The 23,795-nt window shown below is 45.5% G+C and carries 20 protein-coding genes and 1 pseudogene; 9 read left to right on the forward strand and 12 right to left on the reverse strand.

The features are described 5' to 3' along the window. Window positions 1-379 precede the first annotated feature (379 nt). A complete protein-coding gene (hisIE, locus tag QUB77_RS18905) occupies window positions 380-1,030 on the forward strand; it encodes a bifunctional phosphoribosyl-AMP cyclohydrolase/phosphoribosyl-ATP diphosphatase HisIE (protein ID WP_333176094.1) in 651 nt (216 codons plus the stop codon). Window positions 1,031-1,247: 217 nt separating this feature from the next. Here hisIE and QUB77_RS18910 read toward each other — a convergent pair whose 3' ends face one another. Continuing rightward, window positions 1,248-3,368, reverse strand: a complete 2,121-nt coding sequence (locus QUB77_RS18910; RefSeq protein ID WP_333176091.1) for an iron uptake porin — start codon at window positions 3,366-3,368, stop codon at window positions 1,248-1,250. A 229-nt stretch (window positions 3,369-3,597) separates the two neighbouring features. Further along, complete coding sequence (locus QUB77_RS18915; RefSeq protein WP_333176089.1) at window positions 3,598-4,851, reverse strand: MFS transporter; 1,254 nt, start codon at window positions 4,849-4,851, stop codon at window positions 3,598-3,600. A 470-nt stretch (window positions 4,852-5,321) separates the two neighbouring features. Here QUB77_RS18915 and QUB77_RS18920 point away from each other — a divergent pair, with 470 nt between their 5' ends. Further along, window positions 5,322-5,828, forward strand: a complete 507-nt coding sequence (locus tag QUB77_RS18920) for a hypothetical protein (protein ID WP_333176087.1) — start codon at window positions 5,322-5,324, stop codon at window positions 5,826-5,828. Between the two features lie 442 nt (window positions 5,829-6,270). On the opposite strand, the gene QUB77_RS18925 is transcribed toward QUB77_RS18920, so the two are convergent. The 3 genes from QUB77_RS18925 to upp all read right to left on the reverse strand — a co-directional run bounded on the left by QUB77_RS18925 (window position 6,271) and on the right by upp (window position 8,206). Beyond that, complete coding sequence (locus QUB77_RS18925; protein WP_190658036.1) at window positions 6,271-6,564, reverse strand: TMEM165/GDT1 family protein; 294 nt, start codon at window positions 6,562-6,564, stop codon at window positions 6,271-6,273. 59 nt (window positions 6,565-6,623) lie between these two features. Further along, window positions 6,624-7,091 (reverse strand): TMEM165/GDT1 family protein, encoded by a 468-nt coding sequence (locus QUB77_RS18930; RefSeq protein WP_333176085.1) that lies wholly within the window; start codon window positions 7,089-7,091, stop codon window positions 6,624-6,626. Between the two features lie 464 nt (window positions 7,092-7,555). After that, complete coding sequence (gene upp, locus QUB77_RS18935) at window positions 7,556-8,206, reverse strand: uracil phosphoribosyltransferase (protein ID WP_333176083.1); 651 nt, start codon at window positions 8,204-8,206, stop codon at window positions 7,556-7,558. A 433-nt stretch (window positions 8,207-8,639) separates the two neighbouring features. Between upp and crtH the strand changes: the two genes are divergently transcribed. Next, entirely contained in the window at window positions 8,640-10,184 is a 1,545-nt protein-coding gene (crtH, locus tag QUB77_RS18940) for a carotenoid isomerase (protein ID WP_333176081.1), read from the forward strand. A gap of 147 nt (window positions 10,185-10,331) precedes the next feature. Here crtH and QUB77_RS18945 read toward each other — a convergent pair whose 3' ends face one another. Then, window positions 10,332-10,772 (reverse strand): pentapeptide repeat-containing protein, encoded by a 441-nt coding sequence (locus QUB77_RS18945; protein WP_333176080.1) that lies wholly within the window; start codon window positions 10,770-10,772, stop codon window positions 10,332-10,334. 531 nt (window positions 10,773-11,303) lie between these two features. Here QUB77_RS18945 and QUB77_RS18950 point away from each other — a divergent pair. Then, window positions 11,304-14,669, forward strand: coding sequence for an EAL domain-containing protein (locus QUB77_RS18950; RefSeq protein ID WP_333176078.1), 3,366 nt, complete (start codon window positions 11,304-11,306; stop codon window positions 14,667-14,669). A gap of 255 nt (window positions 14,670-14,924) precedes the next feature. On the opposite strand, the gene sipA is transcribed toward QUB77_RS18950, so the two are convergent. Further along, complete coding sequence (gene sipA / locus QUB77_RS18955) at window positions 14,925-15,164, reverse strand: regulatory protein SipA (protein WP_333067909.1); 240 nt, start codon at window positions 15,162-15,164, stop codon at window positions 14,925-14,927. Window positions 15,165-15,703: 539 nt separating this feature from the next. Between sipA and rbfA the strand changes: the two genes are divergently transcribed. From rbfA to QUB77_RS18975, 4 genes are all read left to right on the forward strand, one after another. Beyond that, entirely contained in the window at window positions 15,704-16,114 is a 411-nt protein-coding gene (rbfA, locus tag QUB77_RS18960) for a 30S ribosome-binding factor RbfA (protein WP_333176076.1), read from the forward strand. After that, complete coding sequence (locus QUB77_RS18965; protein WP_333176074.1) at window positions 16,098-16,247, forward strand: hypothetical protein; 150 nt, start codon at window positions 16,098-16,100, stop codon at window positions 16,245-16,247. The genes rbfA and QUB77_RS18965 overlap by 17 nt, the downstream gene beginning before the upstream one ends. A gap of 27 nt (window positions 16,248-16,274) precedes the next feature. Continuing rightward, the gene (locus QUB77_RS18970; RefSeq protein WP_333176072.1) at window positions 16,275-17,912 is read left to right on the forward strand and encodes a glycoside hydrolase family 3 N-terminal domain-containing protein; all 1,638 of its coding nucleotides are present in this window, start codon (window positions 16,275-16,277) and stop codon (window positions 17,910-17,912) included. A gap of 362 nt (window positions 17,913-18,274) precedes the next feature. Then, on the forward strand, window positions 18,275-18,508 hold the full coding sequence (locus QUB77_RS18975; protein WP_333035426.1) for a DUF4327 family protein: 234 nt from the start codon (window positions 18,275-18,277) through the stop codon (window positions 18,506-18,508). A 63-nt stretch (window positions 18,509-18,571) separates the two neighbouring features. Here the strand turns inward: QUB77_RS18975 and QUB77_RS18980 are convergent, their stop codons facing one another. From QUB77_RS18980 to QUB77_RS18990, 3 genes are all read right to left on the reverse strand, one after another. Beyond that, a complete protein-coding gene (locus tag QUB77_RS18980; RefSeq protein ID WP_333176069.1) occupies window positions 18,572-18,976 on the reverse strand; it encodes a hypothetical protein in 405 nt (134 codons plus the stop codon). Window positions 18,977-19,330: 354 nt separating this feature from the next. Next, the gene (locus QUB77_RS18985) at window positions 19,331-20,464 is read right to left on the reverse strand and encodes an ABC transporter ATP-binding protein (protein WP_333176068.1); all 1,134 of its coding nucleotides are present in this window, start codon (window positions 20,462-20,464) and stop codon (window positions 19,331-19,333) included. A 50-nt stretch (window positions 20,465-20,514) separates the two neighbouring features. After that, window positions 20,515-21,084, reverse strand: coding sequence for an HD domain-containing protein (locus QUB77_RS18990; RefSeq protein WP_333176066.1), 570 nt, complete (start codon window positions 21,082-21,084; stop codon window positions 20,515-20,517). A 199-nt stretch (window positions 21,085-21,283) separates the two neighbouring features. On the opposite strand from QUB77_RS18990, the pseudogene QUB77_RS18995 reads away from it, so the two are divergent. Beyond that, window positions 21,284-22,032: pseudogene (locus QUB77_RS18995) on the forward strand (IS1 family transposase). Window positions 22,033-22,944: 912 nt separating this feature from the next. Here the strand turns inward: QUB77_RS18995 and QUB77_RS19000 are convergent. Both QUB77_RS19000 and QUB77_RS19005 read right to left on the reverse strand, forming a co-directional pair. Then, complete coding sequence (locus QUB77_RS19000) at window positions 22,945-23,289, reverse strand: IS66 family transposase (protein ID WP_333176064.1); 345 nt, start codon at window positions 23,287-23,289, stop codon at window positions 22,945-22,947. Beyond that, window positions 23,279-23,521 (reverse strand): hypothetical protein, encoded by a 243-nt coding sequence (locus QUB77_RS19005; RefSeq protein ID WP_333176061.1) that lies wholly within the window; start codon window positions 23,519-23,521, stop codon window positions 23,279-23,281. The genes QUB77_RS19000 and QUB77_RS19005 overlap by 11 nt, the downstream gene beginning before the upstream one ends. Between the last annotated feature and the right edge of the window lie 274 nt (window positions 23,522-23,795).

Genomic DNA, 23,795 nt, shown 5'->3' on the forward strand with positions numbered 1-23,795 from the left:
AGCCGTGTGCCATGAAAGTGGCAAGCACGGTTCCGAATGGGAGGGAGAGGATAGTAATATCTTCTCTCGACCCTAACCAGTTCAACATAAAGGTTAGGTCGATTCAAGGAAACTATTCTAGTAGATTTTAGGGTACAAACCAATGAGTAGCAATACTAGCTTGGGTTTTTCAGGCTTTGTAGCACCCACATCGTGAAGCGAAGCTATCCCGTAGGGAATCGCCCTAAAGTGTAATTTTTTGTAAAAGAGTTCTTGACAATTTACCCATCCCTTGCTCAATCTTCTCTCTTCCTTTGCGTCCTCTGCGTTCTCTGCGGTTAATTAAAAAAAATCTCCCACAGGAAAGCGTTAATCTATCTTACCAAGTTGAAATAAAATTATGTCTACTACTGATTTATCGAGTTTGAGCCGATCGATCCCAATTGAAAAGATTCGTTACGACGATCGCGGTTTAGTGCCTGCGATCGTCCAAGATTATTTGGACGGTACAGTGTTAATGATGGCTTGGATGAATCGGGAGTCCCTGCAAAAAACGCTCTCTACTGGGCAAACTTGGTTCTGGAGTCGATCGCGCGCTGAATTTTGGAACAAAGGGGCGACTTCGGGACACGTTCAAAATGTCAAAGGGCTGCGTTACGACTGCGATAGTGATACTTTGCTAGTCACTGTGGAACAAGTCGGAGATATTGCTTGTCACACGGGAGAAAGAAGTTGTTTTCACCAAGTTGATGGGGAAATTTCACCGCCGCCAGGGGATATGTTATCTCAATTATTTGCGGTAATTTGCGATCGGCGCGACAATCCTAACGAAAGTTCTTATACTTGCAAGTTGTTTGAGGGTGGCGACAACAAGATTCTCAAGAAAATTGGCGAAGAGTCGGCGGAAGTTGTGATGGCTTGCAAAGATGACGACAAAGAGGGGATTGCTGGGGAAGTTGCGGATTTATTTTATCACACTTTGGTTGCTTTGGCTCACCATCAAGTTGATTTAAGAGAAGTTTACCGCAAATTGGGCGATCGACGAAAATAATTGGGAATTGGTAATTGGGAAGTGATAATTGGGAATTGGTATAGCCTTTTTCACAAAAAGGAGGTATTCACCAATTAATTAACACTTCCTCAATCCCCCAATCTCATATTTTCTCAAACTTCTCTAGGTAAGGGCGGGTTCACCAACAATATTTGCCACTCACAGACAAAAGAAATAAACCCGCCCCGCCCCACGCAGAGGCTATATTTTTCCGACTCTAGAAACTAAAAGTAGTGCGGAGAACTCCCACCCCTACAGTATCATTATCCTTAGTTCCTTCTGGATTGAACAACACAAAAGCACCGGGTGTAACGCTGATATTATCGTTAACTTTGAAACGATAATAAGCTTCCAAATGATAAGGAGTTGCCTTATTTGCCTGAAAACGAGCACCGCCACTTACCGAATCCCTATCCAAAGGCTGTCCAAACAGAATACCTGCATTATTGCCCTGTGCGAACAAATCTCGGAAATGGAAACCTACCATCCAACTGTTAAAAGTTGTAGAAGCATTGCTTCTTTCAGCATCAGCAATTATCCAACCTCCATAGGTAGAAACAGCTAATTTCGGAGAAAGCCGCCAAGTTGCAGTACCGCCAAACGAATTCATCCTCACGCCACCGCTAACAGGTTCTCTATCTCTTCCCAAAATTGAACCCAAATCCGCATCAGATAATCCTGTGGCAAGAATATTCAATTGGTGGCGGCTGTAAGCGTAATTCAGACCAATGTCAATGCTGCTAGTTGGTTTAATCGTTAACTGTGCCGCAGCAACGGTACTGCCCTCAAATAAACCCGCCCCCAATGGAGTAGCTGGAAAGCCTAAATCGTTGGGCAAAGCAGCATTTACACTGCCGTACAAAGCTGTAAGATTGACTTTTTTGGAAAGGTTCCAAATAAACCCACCTGCCGATGCCAAGCCGCTGCCTGAAGTGCCGCCGGATACGCGCACTACAGGGTTGTAACCTCCAAACCTAGAAATAGATTCTTGCCCTTCTCCAGCGAAAGGAGTGATGGCTTGAAAAGCATCCGAAGTTTCAGCTTTCGGGCCCGCGAATAGAGTGATGCTGTTAGAAACTGGAAAAACGTAAAGAAGTTTGTAAAGTTCAACAGTATTGGCGCCAATGCTAGATAAATTCTGAGGATTGATTCCGGGGAATTGCGGCTCAAAACTCAGCCTTGCCTGACTGTCAGACAAACCGCTAAATGCCCCCGTTGACAAACCCAAATCAGGCCCGAAGCTGCGAATGTTGTAAGCTTGCAAGCCTGTGATTAGGGTATCTTTGCCCGTGAAACTGGTCAGCAGATTCAAGCGCACTCGGTAATTGAAAACTGTCTGAGTATCGCTGTTATTGTTTTTCGTAGTATCGGCAACGCTAAAAATTGCTTCCCCACTGAGTTTAGTTGTTGTCGAAAATTGATTGGCTTCTAATTCGGAGGTACGGGCTTCCAAAGCATCGACTCTACCGCGCAAAGTCGCTAATTCTGCTGCAAATTCTTCTTGCAGTCTTTGGAGTTTTGTTAAGTCTTCTCTCGTCGCTAAGTTGCCTGTACCTCCTCTAATTAGCTCGCTAACCTTATCCAAGCAAGCATTTAAGCCAGCAGCAAATTCGTAGCGAGTCATTGCCCGATTGCCTCGGAATGTGCCGTCTGGATATCCCGCTATGCAGCCGTATCTTTCGACTAAAGATTGCAGCGCTTGAAATGCCCAGTCCGTCGGGCGCACGTCGGATAGTTGAGATACAGATGTTACTTGCTGGAGTTCGCTGGATTCAGAAGTTTCATAGTTGGTTGCTGCGGGTTCTAAGGAAGCGCTGCTTTCGATTTCAGCTAAGTTTTCGGAAGTAGAAGTTTCTGTTTGGGCAATTACTGGTGCGGGGTTAGGGGCGGGAATGACAGATGTTTTTTCTGTGACTTCTGCGGGCGTCTGCGAGTTTTGAGAAGGGGCAACAGATACTTGTTCTGGGACGGCTGGGGCTGGGTTTGCTGGTTTTTCGGCTAAGTTTAATGAGTTTTCCTCGGCATTTTCTGCGGTTAATTCTGCTGTTTCGGGCAGACTCAGGTTTGCAGTTTCTTCGGGGAGATTGGCGAGTTGATTGGTTGTTGAGACGGGGTTGTCAACTTGCAGCCCCTCAACTAATTTTAACTCGGATGTTTCAGGGGCTGTGACCTGATTTTCAACAGTTGTATTCAGGCTAATTTTAGCCTCGGACTCTTTTAAATCTTCAGTACCTAATATTTCTTTTTCGGCGGGAGGCATCGCTGCCAACGGTAAAGAACCGGCAAGTATATACAGTAAACCGGCTGCGCCAGCACTAAATAGTAGATGTGGTTTCACTAGAACTCCTTACAAATTTGATAGTAAAATTGCTATTAGCTTTATAGGAATTGTAGAGCTATTTGGGATCGCCAACCACAAAGTTGTTAGTTAATATTTTTTATATGTCTAATAAAAAAAGTAAAACAACCGCCTGCTATCAGAGCTCAAGACGGCTAGGCATTTTTGGCGAGTTAGTGAGTTCTTTATCTATTGGGTGTATAATATCACAAAAATTGTATTTTAGCAATTATTTTTTTAACATCCGATCGACCTTTTGCAAAATAACCACAGCCGCAATCACACTAAGAGCCAAACCAAACCAAAAATTATCCGCCGCCCATTTACCTCTATCCAAAGCCAAACCGCCCAGCGGCGGCCCGATTAAATAGCCGATCGCCCAACACTGAGAATTAACCGCCAAATACACGCCCCGCAAAGACTCTGGTGCTAAATCCACCACCAAAGCCGAAGCAAAAGGCGTATAAGTAACAGTCGCCAGCGACAAAAAGCTCAAGCCTAAAACAGCTAAAAATAGATTGCCAGTGGCAGCCATTCCCGTCAAGCCGATCGCGATAAATCCCATTCCCCATAGCAGCGCAGAAATCATCAAAGCTTTCGCACAAGAAAACGGCCTCAAAGCTTTAACAACCGGGAGTTGCAAAGCCACAGTTAAAAACGTGCTAAAAGCAAACAAAACGGTAATTGTACCTGTTGAAAAGCCTTTTCCCGATGTCCCCACCGCGACAAACTTGCTAAAGTACAGCGGCATTGTGGTTTGGATTTGGGAAATATATAATGTGAACAGAGTATTTACTACCGCATAAACTAGAAGACTTCGATCGCTCAGCGCCACCATCCAACCATTTTCCCGATTTTTTTTGCCTCTATCCGCTGGATTAGCTGGTTTGTAGGTTTCGGCGATCGCGATCGCCACCACCGCAAACAGCACTAAAAACGAGATACCATCAATAATAAAGAGCGAGCGATAATTCCCCGTTACGGCAATCAACAAACCGCCCAAAATAATCCCAACTTGCAAACCCAAATTATCAGCAAGTCGCGTCAAAGCAAAAGCCTCCTGTCGCTGTTCACCCTCCGTTAAATCTGCCACCATCGTCTCGGTTGGAGGCCAATAGAAACCCACACCCAAACCCATCAGTAAATTGCCCGCAATTAAGCCAACGAAATCATTAGTCGCCGCCAGCACAAAAGAAGCCACCGCCGAAATAACTGCAGCCAGCAGTAAAGTTCGCCGCCTTCCCCAAAATTTTGAATCACAAAAAGAACCGCCCAAAATTCTGCCGAATATTCCCGAAACTGAACCGCTACCCAAACCAATCCCAACAGCAGTAGCAGATAAACCGACGCCATCGACAAAAAATATCGGCGCGTAAAATAAAGTAAAACCGGTGCCACTTTGGGAGAGGAATCTGCCTGCGGCAAGAATCCAGACTTGAGGGGGGAGACGGGGCAACCAAGAGGATAATTGAAATTTAGGCATATACAGTTAAATTAGGAGTTATTTCTGGACGCAGAAACGTGGTTTTTTATGAAAAAAATACGTTACGGTGTTTAATCAGGGTCAATCGATTTTAGATTTTAGATTTTAGATTTTAGATTTTAGAGGCGACCCCACGAATAAATGCTCTTTCTTGAGGATTTTAGATTTTCGATTTGGGATTGATTCCACGGATAAATCACGTTGCGGGTACCACCTTTGAAATTCTTGGTTAAAAACAGATGTCTTTGGTCGCAGTGCATAAGTCTTGTGAGTAATTATTAATTTATTCCGTACTTTTTCCGAATTAGTATTAGTTAACCGAGGTGAGGACAAACATAAGTGAGCTTAACAATTCTTCAGCGTCTGTTACACAAAAGTTACCATTAATTTAAAAATACTTAACAGAATTTTAGAAAAAAGTTAGTTAAACTCTAGAAAAGGCAGAAGAAACTTTTAGAGGGTCTAATTATATGACAGCTATTACAACATCAAGAGTGGAATCAATCAAACCGCGCTGGCAAGCAATTGTCATGGTTGCCCTAATTTTCTGGCTCAGCGTTAGCCTGATTTTGGATCTAGTAATTATGCCCAGTCTCTACGTATCTGGCATGACGACATCACCGGAGTTTGCAACCGCCGGAAATTTAATGTTCTGGGGATTCAACCGCGTTGAGTTAATCTGTTCGGGCCTGGTGGCAACGGGTTTGATGGTTTTGAGCAATTTAGTCGGTGACTTCGGCAAGCGCAGCCGCACAGCAATCTTATTATCATTGGTACTTCTGGCGATCGCCCTGATTGACACCTACGCCCTGACACCCCAAATGAGCGCCTTGGGAATGCAGCTAAATCTGTTCGATTCCGCAGCAGAAGTGCCCGCCGGCATGAATCTACTGCACCAAGGCTATTTTGCATTGGAAGCGCTGAAGTTGGCTGTCGCCGGTACGCTGCTGGGCTGGTGTTACCAAAACCAAGTTTAATCGACACAAGGGTCAGAGGTTGAGTTGAGAAAAACTCAACCAGCAGCGGGGGGCGTGAATTCACGCCCCCCGCTAATTTTTTAAATTTTAGCGATCGAAAACGAGCCTTGAATTGCAGCCCTTCTGTATTCATCGGCGTTAATCTGTGTTTATCTGCCTGTATCTGCGGTTAAAAAAAGAGAATTTCTTGGGCCGCAGATAACAATGGATTCACGCTGATTCACGCAGATGAAGATAAGAGAGATATGAATAATCTCCGATGCTAACAGATTTGAGATAACTATACTGTCAAGTTTCCTGACCCGCCCAAAAACGGATACTTGCGAACGACTCCTGTGGTGGAGAGATCAAAATTTTAGACTCTTGTTCAAACTCCCAGATTCATCTGTAGAGTAAATCTAAAATCTCAAATCTCAAATCTCAAATCGACCGACGCTACGCCCTACTCGGATGCTTCCGGTAAATCTGCTTTTGGCCACAGCAAGCGCAAACCCATTACCGCAAATCCGATCGCTGCGAGTCCCTTTACCAGTCGTTCCGGCAACACCTCTGCGGTGCTAAAGCCGATCGCCACGCCGATTAAACTTGCCAGCAGCAGCGCCGACGCCGTACCGAAAAATACAGCCCGCGGCGAGTTACAACTGCTGCCCAGGGCGATCGCAGCTAATTGGCTTTTGTCTCCCAATTCTGACAAAAACACTGTAATAAAACTGATTCCCAAAAGTTGCCAGTCCATGTTTTTTTAGTTCTTAGTTAGCTCTTGTAGAAATCTAGGACTTACCGACAGGCAGACAATTAACCCAGCACTTCCCACAGCAGAACCGCCGAAATCGCCAGTAAAATCCCTCCGGCTGCTCTCTCCAAAGTTCTCGGAGCAATCCGACTAGCCAGCCACCTTCCCAGCAACACCCCCAGCAAACTGGTTGCTATCAAAGCCGAACCCGCACCCGCAAACACGATCCAAGGATTTCGAGATTCAGCCGTCATTAGCAAAACTGCGAGCTGAGTTTTGTCTCCAATTTCAGCTAAAAAAATAGTTGCAAAAGTCGAAGCAAATATTGCCCAGTGCTTCGGCTTCAGTTTCTTTTGTTCCTGACAAAGATCGGGATTTAGAGTCACTGAGAGTTCAGCGGGCTCCGGGTTTAAAGCAGCACAAATCTCAGTAACCTCTTTTATTTGTAGTTGTACCTGTTGTGGCAAATCATAATTGAGGTTTACTGAGTCAGAAGCAGACAAGCTTGGCGGAACAGAATCAAGTTTCACGGGCAATGAGTGCTAAACGCTATTTATTTTTGACTTGTACTTTTGATTCTAACTCTCTCGGTGCCTGCTTTTACCAAACCAGGGTCAATCGATTTTAGATTTTAGATTTTAGATTTTAGATTAAAGAATTGAAGCATTGACCCCACGGATAAATTCGGGGGGCAAGTTTCATCGGATACAGGTTTTTTATCTCTCGGTCCTGAGTCTGCGCGTTGGAATGAATCCGGTGGCTTGTATCCTGGATGATGAAGGTCATCTTTTTTCCCGGAGATTTCAGCAACTGATTCCTGGAACAACTCACCGCACCCAAAAAAGAATACAAGCCCCCAGACTTATCTGTCGAGTCAATCTAAAATCTAAAATCTAAAATTGGCTGACGCCTACAAGCCCCCAGATTTATCAGTCTAGTCAATCTAAAATCTAAAATCTAAAATCTAAAATCTAAAATTGACTGGCTGACTTGTTCATGTGCCGTAAGTTCGATCGCCCGCATCTCCCAAACCAGGTACAATAAAGCCTTGTTCGTTGACTATTTCGTCGATCGTTGCCGTGTAAATCATCAAACTCGGGTACTCTGCACTCAGCCTCTTCAAAGCCGGAGGAGCAGCCACCACAGAGATAATCCGAATCAAGCTCGGGTCAATTCCCCGTGCAGTCAATTCCTGCATAGTCGCTATAATCGTCCCGCCCGTAGCCAGCATCGGCTCGCTAATTATCACCCGCGTTTCCGGGTTAAACTGCGCCGGCAATTTGTTCAAATAACAAGTCGGTTGCAGCGTCTCCTCATTTCTTGCCATGCCGAGGTGGTAAACCGAAGCCAGCGGTACAACCGTCTGAATTCCTTCCAGCAGTGCCAAACCCGCCCGCAAAATCGGTACCACAACTAACGGAGCTTCTGGGTTGATAAAAGTCGCCGGACATTCGCCCACAGGCGTCTGCACTGTGGTTTCCACTGTCGGCAGCCATTCTCGAATCGCCTCGTAAGCCAGCCACCTTCCCAATTCTGTCATCGCAGAACGAAAAAGAACCGATGGGGTGGCGGCGTCGCGGGCAACAGCCAGCCAGTGTTTAATTAATGGATGGGGAGGAACGTAAACGCGCAGTTGCAGGGACATTAGGAAATTGGGGAGAGTGCTAGGTTGGAGAAATTTTATGCTCTGTGCAACTTATCACATCCTTGAGGGCGCATACAAGCCAGAGATTGAGTTATAACCCATTCGCCGATCGACCTCCATCAGCTTATTGAAATATTTTTCCAATAGTATTGACATTAATTAGCAACAAGGCTATAGTAATTTTTAGTGTTCTCCTCTCAAAGGATCGGCAGACGGGGGCAGTCGGCAATGGTAGACTGTTCCCGCATTTTTTTGGGAAGCAGGGGCATCGGGCATCGGGCATTGGGCATTGGGGATTGGATATTGGGCATTGGGCATTGCCGAACTTTGGTCTTCGTGACATCCGTTACATCCGCTACAAATCTCTTGCCGAACTTCTTGCTTCGGGAGCGATCGACTGTAAAATCATAGAAATATTAAGATTTTTAACCTAATGTCAGCTCCTACCCAATCCCAGTTATTTTCTCCCAACTCCCGCCCTACACAGCAAGAGTTTGATGTGATTGTCATCGGTTCCGGCATTGGTGGACTCGTGACAGCCACCCAGCTAGCAGCTAAGAAAGCCAAAGTTTTAGTGCTCGAAAGCTATACAATTCCGGGGGGTAGCGCTGGATATTTCGATCGAGAAGGCTACAGATTCGATGTCGGCGCCTCCATGATTTTTGGCTTCGGACAGCGCGGCACCACCAACCTCCTCACCCGCGCCCTCAAAGCAGTTAACGTCACCTTAGAAACCATTCCCGACCCCGTACAGCTTCACTATCACTTACCCGACGGCTTGGAACTTGAAGTTCCCCAGCCTTATGACAAATACTTGCAAGAATTAACAGACAGGTTCCCTCACGAACGCGAAGGAATCCACAAATTTTACGGCGAATGCTGGAACGTCTTCAACTGCCTCAACGGCATGGAATTGCTATCCCTAGAAGAACCCGGATATCTCGTCCGAGTCTTTTTTCAGAATCCTTTAGCCTGTTTGGGATTAGTAAAATATCTGCCTCAAAATACTGGCGACATTGCGCGGCGCTACATAAAAGACCCTACTTTGCTGAAATTTATCGACATGGAATGCTACTACTGGTCTGTAGTACCTGCAGACTTGACGCCAATGATTAACGCCGGAATGGTATTTTCCGACCGACATTACGGTGGCATCAATTATCCCAAAGGCGGAGTCGGTCAAATCGCCCAAAAATTAGTAGAAGGATTAGAAAAATGCGGCGGGAAAATTCAATACAAAGCTAAAGCGAAAAAAATTATTACAGAAAACGGCCGCGCTGTCGGAGTCGAGCTAGCAACCGGCGAAGTTTACCGCGCAAAGCGCATAGTTTCTAACGCCACGCGGTGGGATACTTTTGAGAAATTGCTGCCTGCAGAAGATATGCCCGCTAGCGAGAAGAAATGGCAGCAGCGCTATCAAAAAGCCCCCAGTTTCTTGAGTTTGCATTTGGGAGTGGAAGCAAGCGTAATCCCTGCGGGTAGCGCCTGCCACCACATTTTGTTAGAAGATTGGGACAAAATGGAGGCGGCGGAGGGAACTGTTTTGGTGTCAATTCCGACGGTACTCGACCCGGATTTAGCTCCCGCAGGATATCACATCGTTCACGCTTTTACTTCGAGTTGGATGGAAGAGTGGGAAGGACTTGCGCAGCAGGAATACGAGGATAAAAAGGAAGAGGCAGCAGGGAGAATTATTGAAAGGTTAGAAAAGATTTTTCCCGGTTTAGATGCCGGTTTGGATTATATGGAAGTGGGGACAGCGCGTTCTCACCGCCGCTTTTTGGGGCGCGAAGACGGAACTTACGGGCCGATTCCGCGACAGAAGCTAATGGGTTTGCTGGGAATGCCGTTTAATCGAACTTCTATGCCTGGTTTATATTGTGTGGGTGACAGTACGTTTCCCGGACAGGGTTTAAATGCGGTGGCGTTTTCAGGGTTTGCTTGCGCGCACCGAATTGCTGTTGATTTGGGTTTTTAGCGGTAGTAGTAGGGTGCGTCAGATTGTTCGCTTGAAATATAAAATGTGAGGCTCCGGGGCAGTTTACAAAAAGACTAAAAACCCGGTTTCTGGGGAGAAACCGGGTTTTTAAACTCAAAATTGGTGTTTTCCATTCTTTTAATGAGTTTACTGGTCGTAGCTGCCGCCGACGCCGATTTGGGTATTGTAGATTTTCGCATCTGTGATGGTCATATCTTGCATTGAGGCGCCGGATACGTCAGCGGTGTTAATGATGGCGGCTGTCAGATTTGCCCGATCGAGGTCTGCGTCATTTAAACTAGCATTAGTCAGGAAAACTTGGGTTAAGTTAGCACCCGTCAAGTTAGCACCCGTCAAGTCCGCGCCTTCTAGGTTGGCACTAGATAGGTTTGCTCCTCGTAAATTTGCTTCTCTCAAATCAGCACCAATTAAATGAGCTCCCGTTAAATCTGCTCCTGACAAGTCGCACTTAAAACATTGCCCGGTTGACAATAACTGTTTGACGTGAGCGGGATTTTCAGCGCGAGCCGGGCCTGCCAACAGTAGGGGAGTAATTAAAAAAGTAGCGGCTAATAGATTGCGTTTCATAATCCTTTTTTCCTCACCAGACTCTGTATTTAACTTCTTGTCTTGATATCTACAATCTTACCACTGTTGTTTCCGCAAGTTGCGATCTAATTCACAGATGGGCTGTGATATCGATTGCCCGCAACAACGCATAGATGGTCTCGACAAGCTAGCAAAACATAATTTCGCAAAACTTAACACTGCCGAACTTAATACAGTGCACTTTTGTAGTAACCTTTTCTAGGTTAGCTAATAGAGCCAACCGATGTGTCTTTCTGAAGATGGAGATGATTCGCAATACGAGGGATGATTTTAGGGATGATCCTATCGCAAAAAGTTCACATAAAATACTTTGTTTTTAATAAAAGTGTCACGAGACTGAAAAATTAATTTAAAATAAAGATAAGCTTATACCTTTATAGGTAGAGGAAAAGCAGTCACTGGCTTGATCCCCAGTCCAATCTCGGCTGCATTTTTAACAATAAATTTTAATTAGGTCTCAGCAGCGCCGTAAAAATCCACCTAGTGCTTGTAAAGCAGCACTTTTTTGGAATGTCGCAGAGTCCACGCGATCGCAAAACTCAATTAAATATGCTCAAAAACGATTCCTCCAAGTATCTGCCAACCTTAGCTCAAGTAATAGACCCCTACCCCTTGACAGTTGCGCCCGATACCCCACTAGCAGAAGTAATTACCCTGATGGGCCAACGGCGCGGAACTTGCTCTCTAAACGCAGACATTCCACCAACCGATATCTATCAGCCACTAACAGACATCGCAAATTCCCCCACATCAAGTGCATTCAGAGACGCGACAGGTATCTGCGTCTTTGTCGTGGAAAAATACCTAGAAAAATTATCCTCGCACTCTAGTCCACATTCTCAATTGCAAGGAATCTTCACCGAAAGGGATCTTGTCGATTTGATTGCCTCGGGCAAAAACTTAAAAGGTGTCACCATCGCAGAAGTAATGAGGCAGCCTGCAGCAACTCTGACAAAATCCGAGAGTCAAGACATTTTCAGCGCCCTAATTCTGCTGGGGCAACGAAGAACTAAGCATTTGCCAATATTGGATAGTGAAGGTCAACTCTTAGGAGTAATTACCCCGGAAAGCATTCGCCAAGCCATGCTGAAACCGGCAAATCTCTTAAAAATGCGCCGCGTGAAAGAAGTAATGACTGCACAAGTCATTCAAGCACCTCGGTCCGCGTCAGTTAGGAGTTTAGCCGAGTTGATGGCGCAGCACCGCGTTAGCTGCGTAGTAATTACGGAATCAACAGAATTATCGAGGGATTTACCGTTCCCAATTCCAGTAGGTATCGTCACAGAACGGGATATTGTCGAATTTCAAGCTTTAGATATAGATTTGTCGAAAACGATCGCCCAAACTGTGATGAGTACCCCCTTATTTAGCCTCAAGCAAGAAGACTCGCTGTGGGTAGCTCATCAGGAAATGCACCAGCGTTTAGTCCGCAGGTTGGTAGTAACCGGGGAACAGGGAGAACTCCTGGGAATAGTTACTCAAACCAACATACTGCACGTACTTGACCCAATGGAAATGTCCGGGGCGATCGATGTTCTGCATGATTCAGTGGCAGACAGGACTAGGGAATTGGAAAAAGCGATCGCATCCCTCAGCTTGACTAACGCCAGACTAGAAAGCGAAATTGCTACCCGCGTGCGAGCCGAGGCCAGACTCCACCTTTTAGAATCTGCTGTAGTGAACGCTAACGACGCAATCGTGATTATGGATGCCGGAGACAGCGATATCTCCGACCCCACCATCATCTATGCCAACGAAGCTTTTACCCAAATGACGGGCTACCTACCCGAAGAAATCATCGGGAAAACCCCCAGTTGCTTGCGCGGCCCAGAAAGCGACCCCACCCAAGTCGATAAAATTCGCCGTACTTTCTCTCGCCAAGAACCCCTACGCCTAGAATTGATTAACTACCGCAAAGACGGTTCAACATATTGGGTGGAACTCAACAGCGTACCCATTGCCGACACCTCCGGGAACGTTACCCACTGGGTGTCGGTGCAGCGAGATATTACCGATCGCAAGCGCATGGAACAAGCATTTTTTGAAGAAAAAGAACTCGCTCAGGTTACTCTACAATCGATCGGCGATGCCGTAATCACTACTGACGCCGACGGCTGCATTTCCACCCTTAATCCAGTTGCCGAACAACTCACGGGTTGGTCTACCTCGGAAGCTAAGGGTTTGCCCCTCGCCAGCGTGCTGAGAATAGTTGACGAAACTACCAGGCGGCCGGCTGAAAATATCGCCGAAATTGCTTTGTGCGAAGGTCGGATTGTTGACCAAGGACACAACAGCTTGCTGATTGACCGCAACAACACCGAATTTGCGATCGACCATTGCGTCGCCCCTATCCACGCTAGCAGCGGCGAAATTGTCGGGGCCGTCGTTGTGTTCCGAGATGTCACGCAAGTGCGAACTCAAGCGCGGCAACTCACCTGGCAGGCAACTCATGACCCCCTGACGCAATTAGTCAACCGCCGGGAATTTGAGTACCAGCTAGAGCACGCCCTACACGGCGCTCAAGGTTACGGGCAAGAACACGTCATGCTTTACCTGGATCTCGATCGCTTCAAAATAGTTAACGACACCTGCGGTCATGCGGCAGGGGACGAACTACTGCGCCAAGTCAGCCAGCTATTTAAAAGCAGTATCCGCAAAACCGATATTTTGGCACGTCTGGGTGGCGATGAATTTGCCGTACTCCTGTACCACTGTCCCGTCGAACGAGGATTGAACGTTGCTGAAACGCTGCTGCGAAGCATTCAGGCATTCCGCTTTGCGTGGCAGGACAAAACTTTTTCGCTCGGCGTCAGTATCGGTTTGGTAGCAATCAATCCCAAAGCAGCCTCGACATCTGCGATTTTGAGCGCGGTTGATATGGCTTGCTACGCTGCTAAAAATAAAGGTCGCAACCGGGTACAGGTTTATCAAGCTGGCGACCAAGAATTAATCAAACAGCATGGCGAAACCGAGTGGGTGGTGCAAATTCATCAAGCTTTAGAAGAGAATCGCTTTTGCTTGTACTCTCAGCCGATCGTACCTTTGCTCAACTCTCCAACCACCGGAACCCACTGCGAAATCCTCCTGCGCCTCCAGTTGGAAACTGGTGAGTTGGTGTCGCCGATGGCGTTTATTCCGGCGGCCGAACGCTACAACTTGATGCACGCGATCGACCGCTGGGTAATTAGCACTTTATTTAGCAATTTATCTAAAATTTTTACGGCAAATTTATTAGTCCAAAACCCCGATGTAGACAGCGATAAAATAGTTACCTTCCCTGCGTGTTCTCTTTTGTCTGAGCTGCAATCGTCATGTGGCAAATACCCCCACCTTTATTCAATAAACCTTTCTGGGGACAGCCTCAACGAAGAAAAGTTTATCGAGTTTATTCAGGAACAGTTTTCCATCCATCAAATACCGCCGCAAATAATTTGTTTTGAAATTACCGAAACCGTGGCGATCGGTAATCTAAGCAAGGCAGCCAGCTTGATTTGGCAACTCAAGGAACTAGGCTGCCAGTTTGCCTTGGACGACTTCGGCAGCGGGATGTCTTCCTTTGCTTACCTGAAAAGCTTGCCGGTTGATTATCTCAAAATAGACGGCAATTTTATTAAGAATATTGTCGAGAATCCTATTGATATTGCAATGGTGGAAGCTATTACCAAAATCGCTCACGTTATGGGAATTAAAACTATTGCCGAGTATGTTGAAAATCAAACAATTATGGATAAAATCAATGAACTAGGGGTAGATTACGCTCAAGGTTATCATTTGGGAAAACCTCAACCTTGTAACTTCACATCTCCTATTTTAGAGGAATTTTTGGGGGAGTTTCCTGTTAATTCGTTGGCTTTTGAGGCTAAGCTGGCTTGTTGAAGAAGGAAGTTCGGCAACGAGCAAGCAATGGGATTTAACGGATTTAAGGGAGGGATGTTGAGGGAAGAAGGAAAAGGGAAATGTTAATTTCTCATAGGGTTTACTGTTGTTTCGGAATGATTTAACCGCAGAGAACGCAGAGGGCGCTGAGTCTCCAGAAGAGAGAGATGAATAATTTTGATACCAACGAATTTGATATCTGATCAATTCCCTCTTCCCATTCCCCATTCCCCATTCCCCATTACCCATTCCCCATTACCCATTACCTTCTACATTAGTTTCCGCTGCTTCAATGTACTGACTGTCTAACAGAAAAGCACCTTTTTCAAAACGAATTCCCCAATAATTGCCGGGACGCCGATCGATCACAACGCCTTCAGCGCCGATCGCAATTAAATTCGCAGGCCGCAGCATCGGCATCGGTTCGGCAGTTTTGACGTAAGGCGGCATCGCCACAACTCTGACTTTTTGACCAATGGTAAATTCTTTTTCCATGAGTTTTATTTCCTAAAAAAACACAGAGATAAATTTATTTTGACAAGAAATGTTTCTGTTTAATTGATTGATTGATTGATTAGGGATGGATAATAAAATGGGAATCAGGGATCATTATCAACGGAATTACGGCTAAATTATTGATATTTTAGGCTGCCATCTTCGTTATATTCAAGTTCATGATGTTTTCCCCCTAACCCTAAGTCATGAAGACATCGTTGGTAGTTTTTGCCTCCCATATCGAAAGGGTTCGTCCTGTTCAATCTTGCCCATTCACCTATCTTTAGCTGGTTAGTTATCCCTGAAGCATCGGCTACGGTTTTGACAATCCAATCAAACATTTTTTTTCTTCTAAGCTGTATCTCACTCTACCTCTCTATATTAGCTATATATTCACCTATGGCAATCAAACATTTTTTTCCTCTAAGCTGTATCTCACCCCTAAGTCGGACGATCGCCCGTAACACCCCTGACCGATCGCGCTACAATTGTCAATCGGGATGAAAATGGCTGATTAGGAAAGTAGAGGAGTAGGTGTTATGGCTACAAGTCGTCGCATTGAGCGTGTAGCTTCAATGATTAAACGGGAAGTCAGCCTGATGTTGCTGAATGGAATCAAGGACGACCGGGTAGGTGCCGGTATGGTTAGCGTTACCGATGTAATTGTTTCGGGAGACCTTCAGCATACAAAAATTTTTGTCAGCATCTACGGTACTGATGAGGCTAAGGCCGAGACTATGGAGGGTTTGAAATCTGCTACTAGCTACGTCCGCAGTCAGTTGGGCCAACGATTGCAACTGCGCCGGACGCCGGAAGTGATTTTTCTCGAAGACCGTTCTTTGGAACGGGGCGATAAAATGTTGATACTGCTGAATCAGCTTTCTGCAGATCGCAAACCGGACCTTCTAGATCCCGATGAAGAATTCACTGAGGATGAAAGTCCCCATTGAAGCAAGAAGGAAGAGGGAAGAAGGAAGAGGGGAAGAGAAGGAGATAGGGAAAATTCCCTGTTTGGCCAATGCCCGATGCCCGATGCCCTGTTTGCCCGATGCCCGATGCCCGATGCCCGATGCCCAAATCTAAAATCTAAAATCTAAAATCTAAAATCGAATGATTGACAATCTTTCCTTACCAGAACTGGTGGCGCAGATGTTCGTGGTGCGCGCTTCTGGCTGCTTGTTCGACCACCAAATTCGCTATCCCGAATGGGAACCAACTGCTAGCAAACTCCGCTATTATCTGGAAAAGTTGGGCGTCGGCGGGGTGATTTTGGTCGGGGGAAGTGCTGCGGAGTTGGCAGTTCGATCGCACCAATTGCAGTCTTGGGCCAAGTTTCCGCTACTGCTGGCGGCTGATATTGAGGAAGGTGTCGGCCAGCGGTTCGCGGGGGCGACTTGGTTCGGGCCGCCGATGGCGATTGCTGAAGTGGCGCGACACGATACAGGTAAAGCCGATCGATATGCTGAACAAATGGGCGCTGTCACTGCGATCGAAGCGAGGGCGATCGGTCTAAATTGGATTCTCGCACCAGTGGTGGATGTTAACAACAATCCCGACAATCCTGTGATTAACGTCCGCGCTTTTGGCGAAACACCGGAAATTGTCGGGAAATTAGCTGCTGCTTTTATTCGAGGCGCAGGTGAACACCCGGTTTTGACCACAGCTAAGCATTTTCCCGGCCACGGCGACACGGCGGTTGATTCTCACTTGGAATTGCCGGTTTTGCCACATTCGCCAGCGAGATTAGCCCAGGTTGAGTTACCTTCTTTTGTCGAGGCGATGGCTGCTGGGGTCGATGCTGTGATGAGCGCTCACTTGCTGATTCCGGCTTGGGATGCGGAGTTTCCTGCTACTCTTTCTCGCAAGATTTTGATCGGGAAGTTGCGAGAAGAGTTGGGATTTGAAGGTTTGATTGTGACGGATGCTTTGGTGATGGGTGCGATCGCCAATAAGTACGGCGCTAATGAAGCTGCTGTTTTGGCTGCTGAGGCTGGTGCTGATGTTTTGCTGATGCCGCTTGACCCGGAAGGGGCGATTCTCGCTGTCTGCGAAGCTGTCACTCAAGGGCGACTTTCAATAGCACAAATCAAGGAATCTGTCAACCGCATTTGGAAAGCGAAAATAAAGGTGGGTATGTTGATTTCTGACCCCCCCCAACTTGCTAAGGGGGGGAGCAAGAATCTACAATCCCTGGAGTCGATCGACTTAAGTTTGCTGGCAAACCCACAGGCAAGGGCAACTGCTGCCGATATTTTGCGAGATTCTTTGAAATTTGGGGGAAATCTACCTTTGCAGGTTCCAAATCCCGCAGAAAACCAGTGTTTGCGGAATTTGATTGTTGTAGATGATGTTTTGGGGTGCGAGTTTTTGGGCAACCACACTCCGGCGATCGCCCTTCCCGAACAGTTTGGTTACGAATTGCAACTGATTGACGATCGCACAGGGGCGATCGCTGAAAATACAAGTGCAGAGAATTTTTCTCCGACACTGCTGCAAATTTTCATTCGCGGCAATTGCTTCCGAGGCAGTGCTGGTTTGACCGAAGCAGCTCAAGATTGGTTTAAGAAATTATTAAAAACGGGAGAACTGCAAGCTGTGTTAATTTACGGCAGTCCCTACGTTTTAGAGCAATTTTTGCCACACTTGCCTCCGAGTATTCCTTATGTATTTTGTTATGGGCAAATGCCCGCAGCGCAATCTCTCGTTCTAGAAGTGCTATTCGGCATTGACGGAACTGGTAATGCTTGAGTTGCCGGACTCCTAAATCTTTCCTTTGCTGTTTCCGTCAGGACTTAAATTCATCAACCCGGTTTCTCGCATGAAATGTTGCCTTTGGTGGCAAAGCATCCAGAAACCGGGAATCCGATGCGGGTTCCTAAGTGCTGAATTGAGCTTTCCAGCAGATCCGCTTGCTAGTCAGGAAAATGTGCTGTTTATCAATATCCTAAGACAGATCCCATCACTTACTGATGATTCGTATAATTTATTTTTATTTACGGCAGTGAATTGTATAGCTGGATACGGACAAAATTTAACTTCCATATTCGTAAGTTTGCACTATATTATTACCAGGGCCATAAAATTTTTTAGTAAAACATTGAGGGCGCATTATGATTCACTCCACTATTCCCCAAATCCAATACTCTTTAGATGTGATCCAAGATGAAGCGCGTCAGCTAGTGCATGAGGGCGTACTCAGCCGCCAACAGCCCATCTATACCCTGTGCCAATTCATTCCGCCCCGGGAATGGGCTTGTGTAGAGTGCGAATTAGAAAAATGCGACTTCTTGCTGCGCGATCGCATTGCCGACCTGATCGGTTCTGAAAAATGGGACAATGACTAAAGTTTGGTTCTCTTAAATTAAGTTGGCAAGTAAACTCCGGCTGTGTTAAAGACTCTTGATTCTTTAATACTGGGAATTTTCGGCGCGCAAATTTTCCAACTCGGCCCTCAGCGCTGCCATGTGTGCAGTTAATTCTTGAATCTCTAGCTTTACGTTAGGCTGTACAACCGAATCGGGAGGAGCATCAGTCGCTGCATCTGATTGCTTGGGCGAGACAGATTCATTGTCTGCATTCTCCCGATCGCCCGGTTGAGAGAAAATAGTATCTACAAAATTCCGAGCTTCTCGCTCAGTCATTTCTCCTTTTTCCAGCAGCTCATCGGCTAGCTGGCCCAAATCTGACTTCAGTTTGTCAAGATTTTCTTCTCGCTTCAGAGGATCTTGCAATGTCTCAATTAAAAAGGAAGTTGCACCTAAAGTTAGGTGAAATCCTGTTTGCAGCATTTGAGGCAGGTTGTCGGGATTCATCTAAAAATGCCGCTAGAACGTTTTTCTGAGTTTTTGCTTCGCTAATTGCTCCACAGTGGGGGCGTAAAGCCGCTTCTTAGGGAAAAGATGCTTGCCTTGTGGGTAGCGATCGCCCCGAGTCAGGAAATATCAGCTTTTGGGGGACGTTTTGCCGTTGTGCCAATACTAATCGTATCATTACTTCGGAAATTAATAAATGTCAAGTGTAAACTTTTGTAACTACGAAACGAGACATCCCCACTGATTTTAGATTTTAGATTTTAGATTTTAGATTTTAGATTAAACAGGACTTACGCACTGCGACTAAAAAAACCTGGTTGCTGGGCCCCCGTGCGTCAGTCCTGTTCCAGCCCGTTAAGGATACAGCGCTTCACCCGTGGAGGGGTCAAATATAAATAGTCGATCGAAGTCAAGCTGTACCGTCAGTCGATCGCCCGATCGCAAGCGAACACTCGCAGGTATTTGTAACTGTACAGTAGTTTCAGCGCTCAACAACGGCAAACTCGCCCGAATTAAAGTTTCTCGCCCCAGAGGTTCCACTACTTTTACTTCTACATCAAGAGGGACTTTTTCTAATGCCCAAACATCGGTTTTCAAATCATCTTCTTCTGCGGTTTGTGGCGTAAAGATTTCTATATTTTCTGGACGGATGCCCAAATCAAATCCTTGTCCTTCTCTCGCGTGCAATTTTTTCTGAATCGAGGGCGGACAGGCTAAATGTTGATTTCCTACTTGAAAGGATTCATTAGTATATATTACAGGCAAAATGTTCATGGCGGGGTTGCCTAAAAATGTGGCAACCATGCGGTTAGCTGGTTTGGCATAAATGCTTTGCGGGTCTCCAATTTGTTGAATTTTTCCCCCATTTAAGACAACAATCTTATCAGCTAAAGTCATCGCTTCCACTTGGTCGTGGGTGACGTAAATTGTGGTAATTCCCAGCCGTTGATGCAGTTGTTTGAGTTCTGCTCTAGTGTCGTCTCGCAGTTGAGCATCGAGGTTAGAAAGCGGTTCATCTAACAGAAATACTTTCGGTTCGCGGGCGATCGCCCTTCCGAGTGCTACCCGCTGCTGCTGCCCGCCTGATAGCTGTTTGGGCTTACGCTTAAGGAGGTGGTCGATCGAGAGCGATCGGGCTACTGTTTCGACTCGTTCTTGAATTTTAGTTGGGTCAACATTCCGCATCCGCAATCCAAATGCCAAGTTTTCTGCGACAGTCATGTGCGGATAAAGCGCGTAATTTTGAAACACCATTGCAACGTCCCGCTGTCTAGCAGGAATGTTGTTAACTAAATTATCTCCGATGTAAAGATTGCCGGAAGTTGCGGTTTCTAAACCTGCAATTGTCCGCATAATTGTGGATTTCCCGCAGCCGGATGGCCCGACTAATACCCAAAATTCCCCGTCCGGGATTTTGAAGCTGATGTTTTCGATCGCGGTGACGTTTTGGTAGCGTCGGGTAATATTTTCTAAGCGAACATTTGCCATTGTGTGACTGTAATTGGTAATTGATAATTAGTGATTTTTACCTTCAGTCTTCAGCCTTCAGAAAACTGTTCCAATTCTAAAACTGTGCGATCTAATTCTTCAACTATAGGCGTTAACTCAGCTTGGCGGAATGCTTCTACTAAAGAACGATAATACCAGAGAGAACCATCTTTGCCACCTTTGAAGAGTTCCCAAACAGTATCTCCTAATTGACGGTAATCTTTCAGGATCGATCGGACATTATAAAGTTTATCAGCAGCCGAGACTAATCTGACCGAGCCAGAAGTTGTAGAAATGCGATCGATATAAGCTTGCTTTCGCTGACGCCAAGGGGGTTTCGGCGTCTCGTCACTGTCGGTACAGCCGTCTACAATCGCTGTGACGGTATCGCCAAAGCGGTGGCGGATGGCTTCGCGGGTGGTGGTGCCACCTTGATCTTCGATCGCATCGTGAAGCAAAGCTGCGATCGCCTCATCTTCATTTGCCCCATATTCTAAAGCTATACTAGCAGTGCCCAACAAATGAGCAATGTAGGGAACGCCCGAACCTTTGCGAAGTTGGGTAGCGTGCAATTCGGCTGCATAGGTGAGGGCTTCCGAAAAACGGTTTGAGAGAATCATGAAAGTCACCTTTCTGAATTGCTATGATATATAAATTGTCGGGCTAAGTTGAAAAGACCAAATTTACCAATTTCAATCATGTCATTAAATGCGATCGAGAGCGATCGCTTGTAAACTTATAATAGTGGCGTTGCTGAACGAGGGTATGATGAAGTTGTCCTTCGAGCGTCAAAAATCACACACATTTAAAAGCAATATTATGCAATGCCCTGAATGTAAATCAACTCATATCAATAAAAATGCTCACCAAAAAGGCAAACAGAATTATATTTGCATCAAATGCAATAGACAATTTATAGATGATTATCATCCTCAAATAAGATATTTAGAATAATTGAAACATGAATGTCTCAAGATGTATGTTACTGGGATGGTTTTCGAGCAATTGAAAGAGTCAAAAATGTGCATCATACTACAATCATTAATTGGGTAAAAGAAGCCGGGAAACTCTTACCAGATTGTTAAGATCCAGAAACAAATCCCGAAGTGGGAGAATTAGATGAATTACAAACATTTGTTGGTTCAAAAAAAACTTGCACCTGGCTGTGGACAGCCGTAGACCATTTTAAGCCAGGTATTTTAGGATGGGTTTTAGGCGATCATAGCGCCAAAACTTTTGAACCACTATGGGCGGCAGTTAGTAAATGGAAATGCTATTTTTATGTGACAGATGGCTGGAAAGTTTACCCAAAATTTATCCCGGAGGGAGACCAGATTACTAGCAAAACCTATATGACAAGAGTTGAAGGTGAAAATACAAGACTCAGACATTACGTGGATCGCCTAAAAAGAAAAAGTATTTGTTATTCTAAATGTGAATAAATGCTAGGGTATTCAATTAAATTACTAATTCATTATCTAAAATTTGGAGATGTTCCAATCCCCCATCAAAATCTCAAAAATCATTTTCGGGTCCCCTCTCGTATTTTTGGCCGTATCATACCGTAATTCAGCAACGCCATAATAGTTAAACAGAGGTTGCAAGCATGACACCTACTATAATTATACCCCAAAATGCCGACCAAAGCTCAGAGTTAGAATCACATCCTCAATTATAAAATACACCAGAAATTTTCCACGAATCTGAGCCTAAAAAAGTCATATCTCTTGAAGATTTTTTATTCCGACCTGCCGATAGAATGGAATAGGTTGACGGCAACTTAGTGGATAAAACAGGAATGACATTCAAGCACAGTCTAGCTCAATCTAAATTAGCCCGTTTCTGGGGAAATTATAAAGACTCCAGCGGACAGGGAGGAGAAGTGCTTACAGAAATCCTTTGCCGCACTAGCAAGCGGACCGCCGTCCCGATGGTGCTTATATTACTCCTGAACTGCTGCCAGAATCAGGCAATTTTACAGCATTTTCCCAAAGTTTTCCTGGTTCTTCAGTATCTATAGCCTTTCTCAGAAAGATGAGGTACAATAACAGCAGTGTGTAAACCAGTTAAAAATATTTGACGATGTAACTTGTCCGAACGCAAACTAAGAGTGCTTTTCCTAACTCTTGATAATTAGTAGTTTTGAGAGAACGGAGAATGATTTTAAGTTTTGACCACAGATTCTCAATTGGTGAAAAATCTGGTAAATAAGGTGATCAGTATATGTAAGGATTCAGGTCTGAAAGAAGGGAATAAGCTCAGGTCGAGCCAAGTCACAAGAATGGGCAGAAATAGCCTCACGGAAAAAAGCCATTACTGAACGAGAACGTTCGGCTTTATTATTATCAGGAGGCACGCCCGGGGTCATCCAGAAAATACCACCACTGTTTTGCCTTATCCCGTAAGGATTTGAGTAACAAACCTGCCGCCCAACTTGGTTGAACCAAGTGGCAAGGGCTTTATTCAATCGTATTTTGAAATCAGTTGCCCAATAGTCGTAGGTAAGTTGCTCCTTCGTCTTTCGCTCCCGACTCATGGGCGATAAAAGCTTGATCAATTAATGACAGAAATATTTGAGCGACTGCTGCATTATTGTTGCCAGGAAGTTCCAGCACTTTCTTGAAATGTCGCCGTAAATGAGCCAGACACTTCTGTTGGGCTGCGATGTTCCCGCCATTATAAACGCTGAAATCATCTGAGCTTAATACTCCCGCAAATTCTTTGCCCCGCATGGTTTCCAATTCCACCCGCCCCCTGGTATCTGCGGCATGAAATAAACAGAATCCTTCTCCACTAGCTGTCCATAACCATTCTTTAACCCCCATGACACACTCTTAGGGTTTCATCTACAGGAACATTTGATTGAAGAGGTGCCCATTCCCGCAGTGCATTAATCGCTGGCTTGACTGCTGTTGCTACTCGTTGATTGGTTTTTTGCAATGTTCCTACTCCCACTTCAATCCTGCCGAGTTCCCACAAAAGCTCGGTCAGCTTGGAGTAGGAAAGATGCCCATAATTGCCGAGCCATACTAATAATGCTTGGAGATTAACGCTCAAGTCTTGGCCTGGAACTATTACCGCTTGGTAGTTCTCCTCTAACTACTGCACCACATTCGAGGCATTTACACGATTGTGTCTGATATTCAACGACCTCGATTGGTTTTGCGACTAGACTTGCTACTTGCTATCTGTGGATGTTAATTACTTCACTTAATTCTTGACTGCCACAATTAAGACATATCTCGGGTGAGCTAATTTCAGTTCTGTCTATTCGTCCAAACCCTTTTCGGGTTTTCCCCTGATGGCCTGGTTATCCACCTGGTTTCTTTTT

Origin of the sequence: Microcoleus sp. AT9b-C3, assembly GCF_036705485.1 — a bacterium.
GTDB lineage: Bacteria > Cyanobacteriota > Cyanobacteriia > Cyanobacteriales > Microcoleaceae > Microcoleus.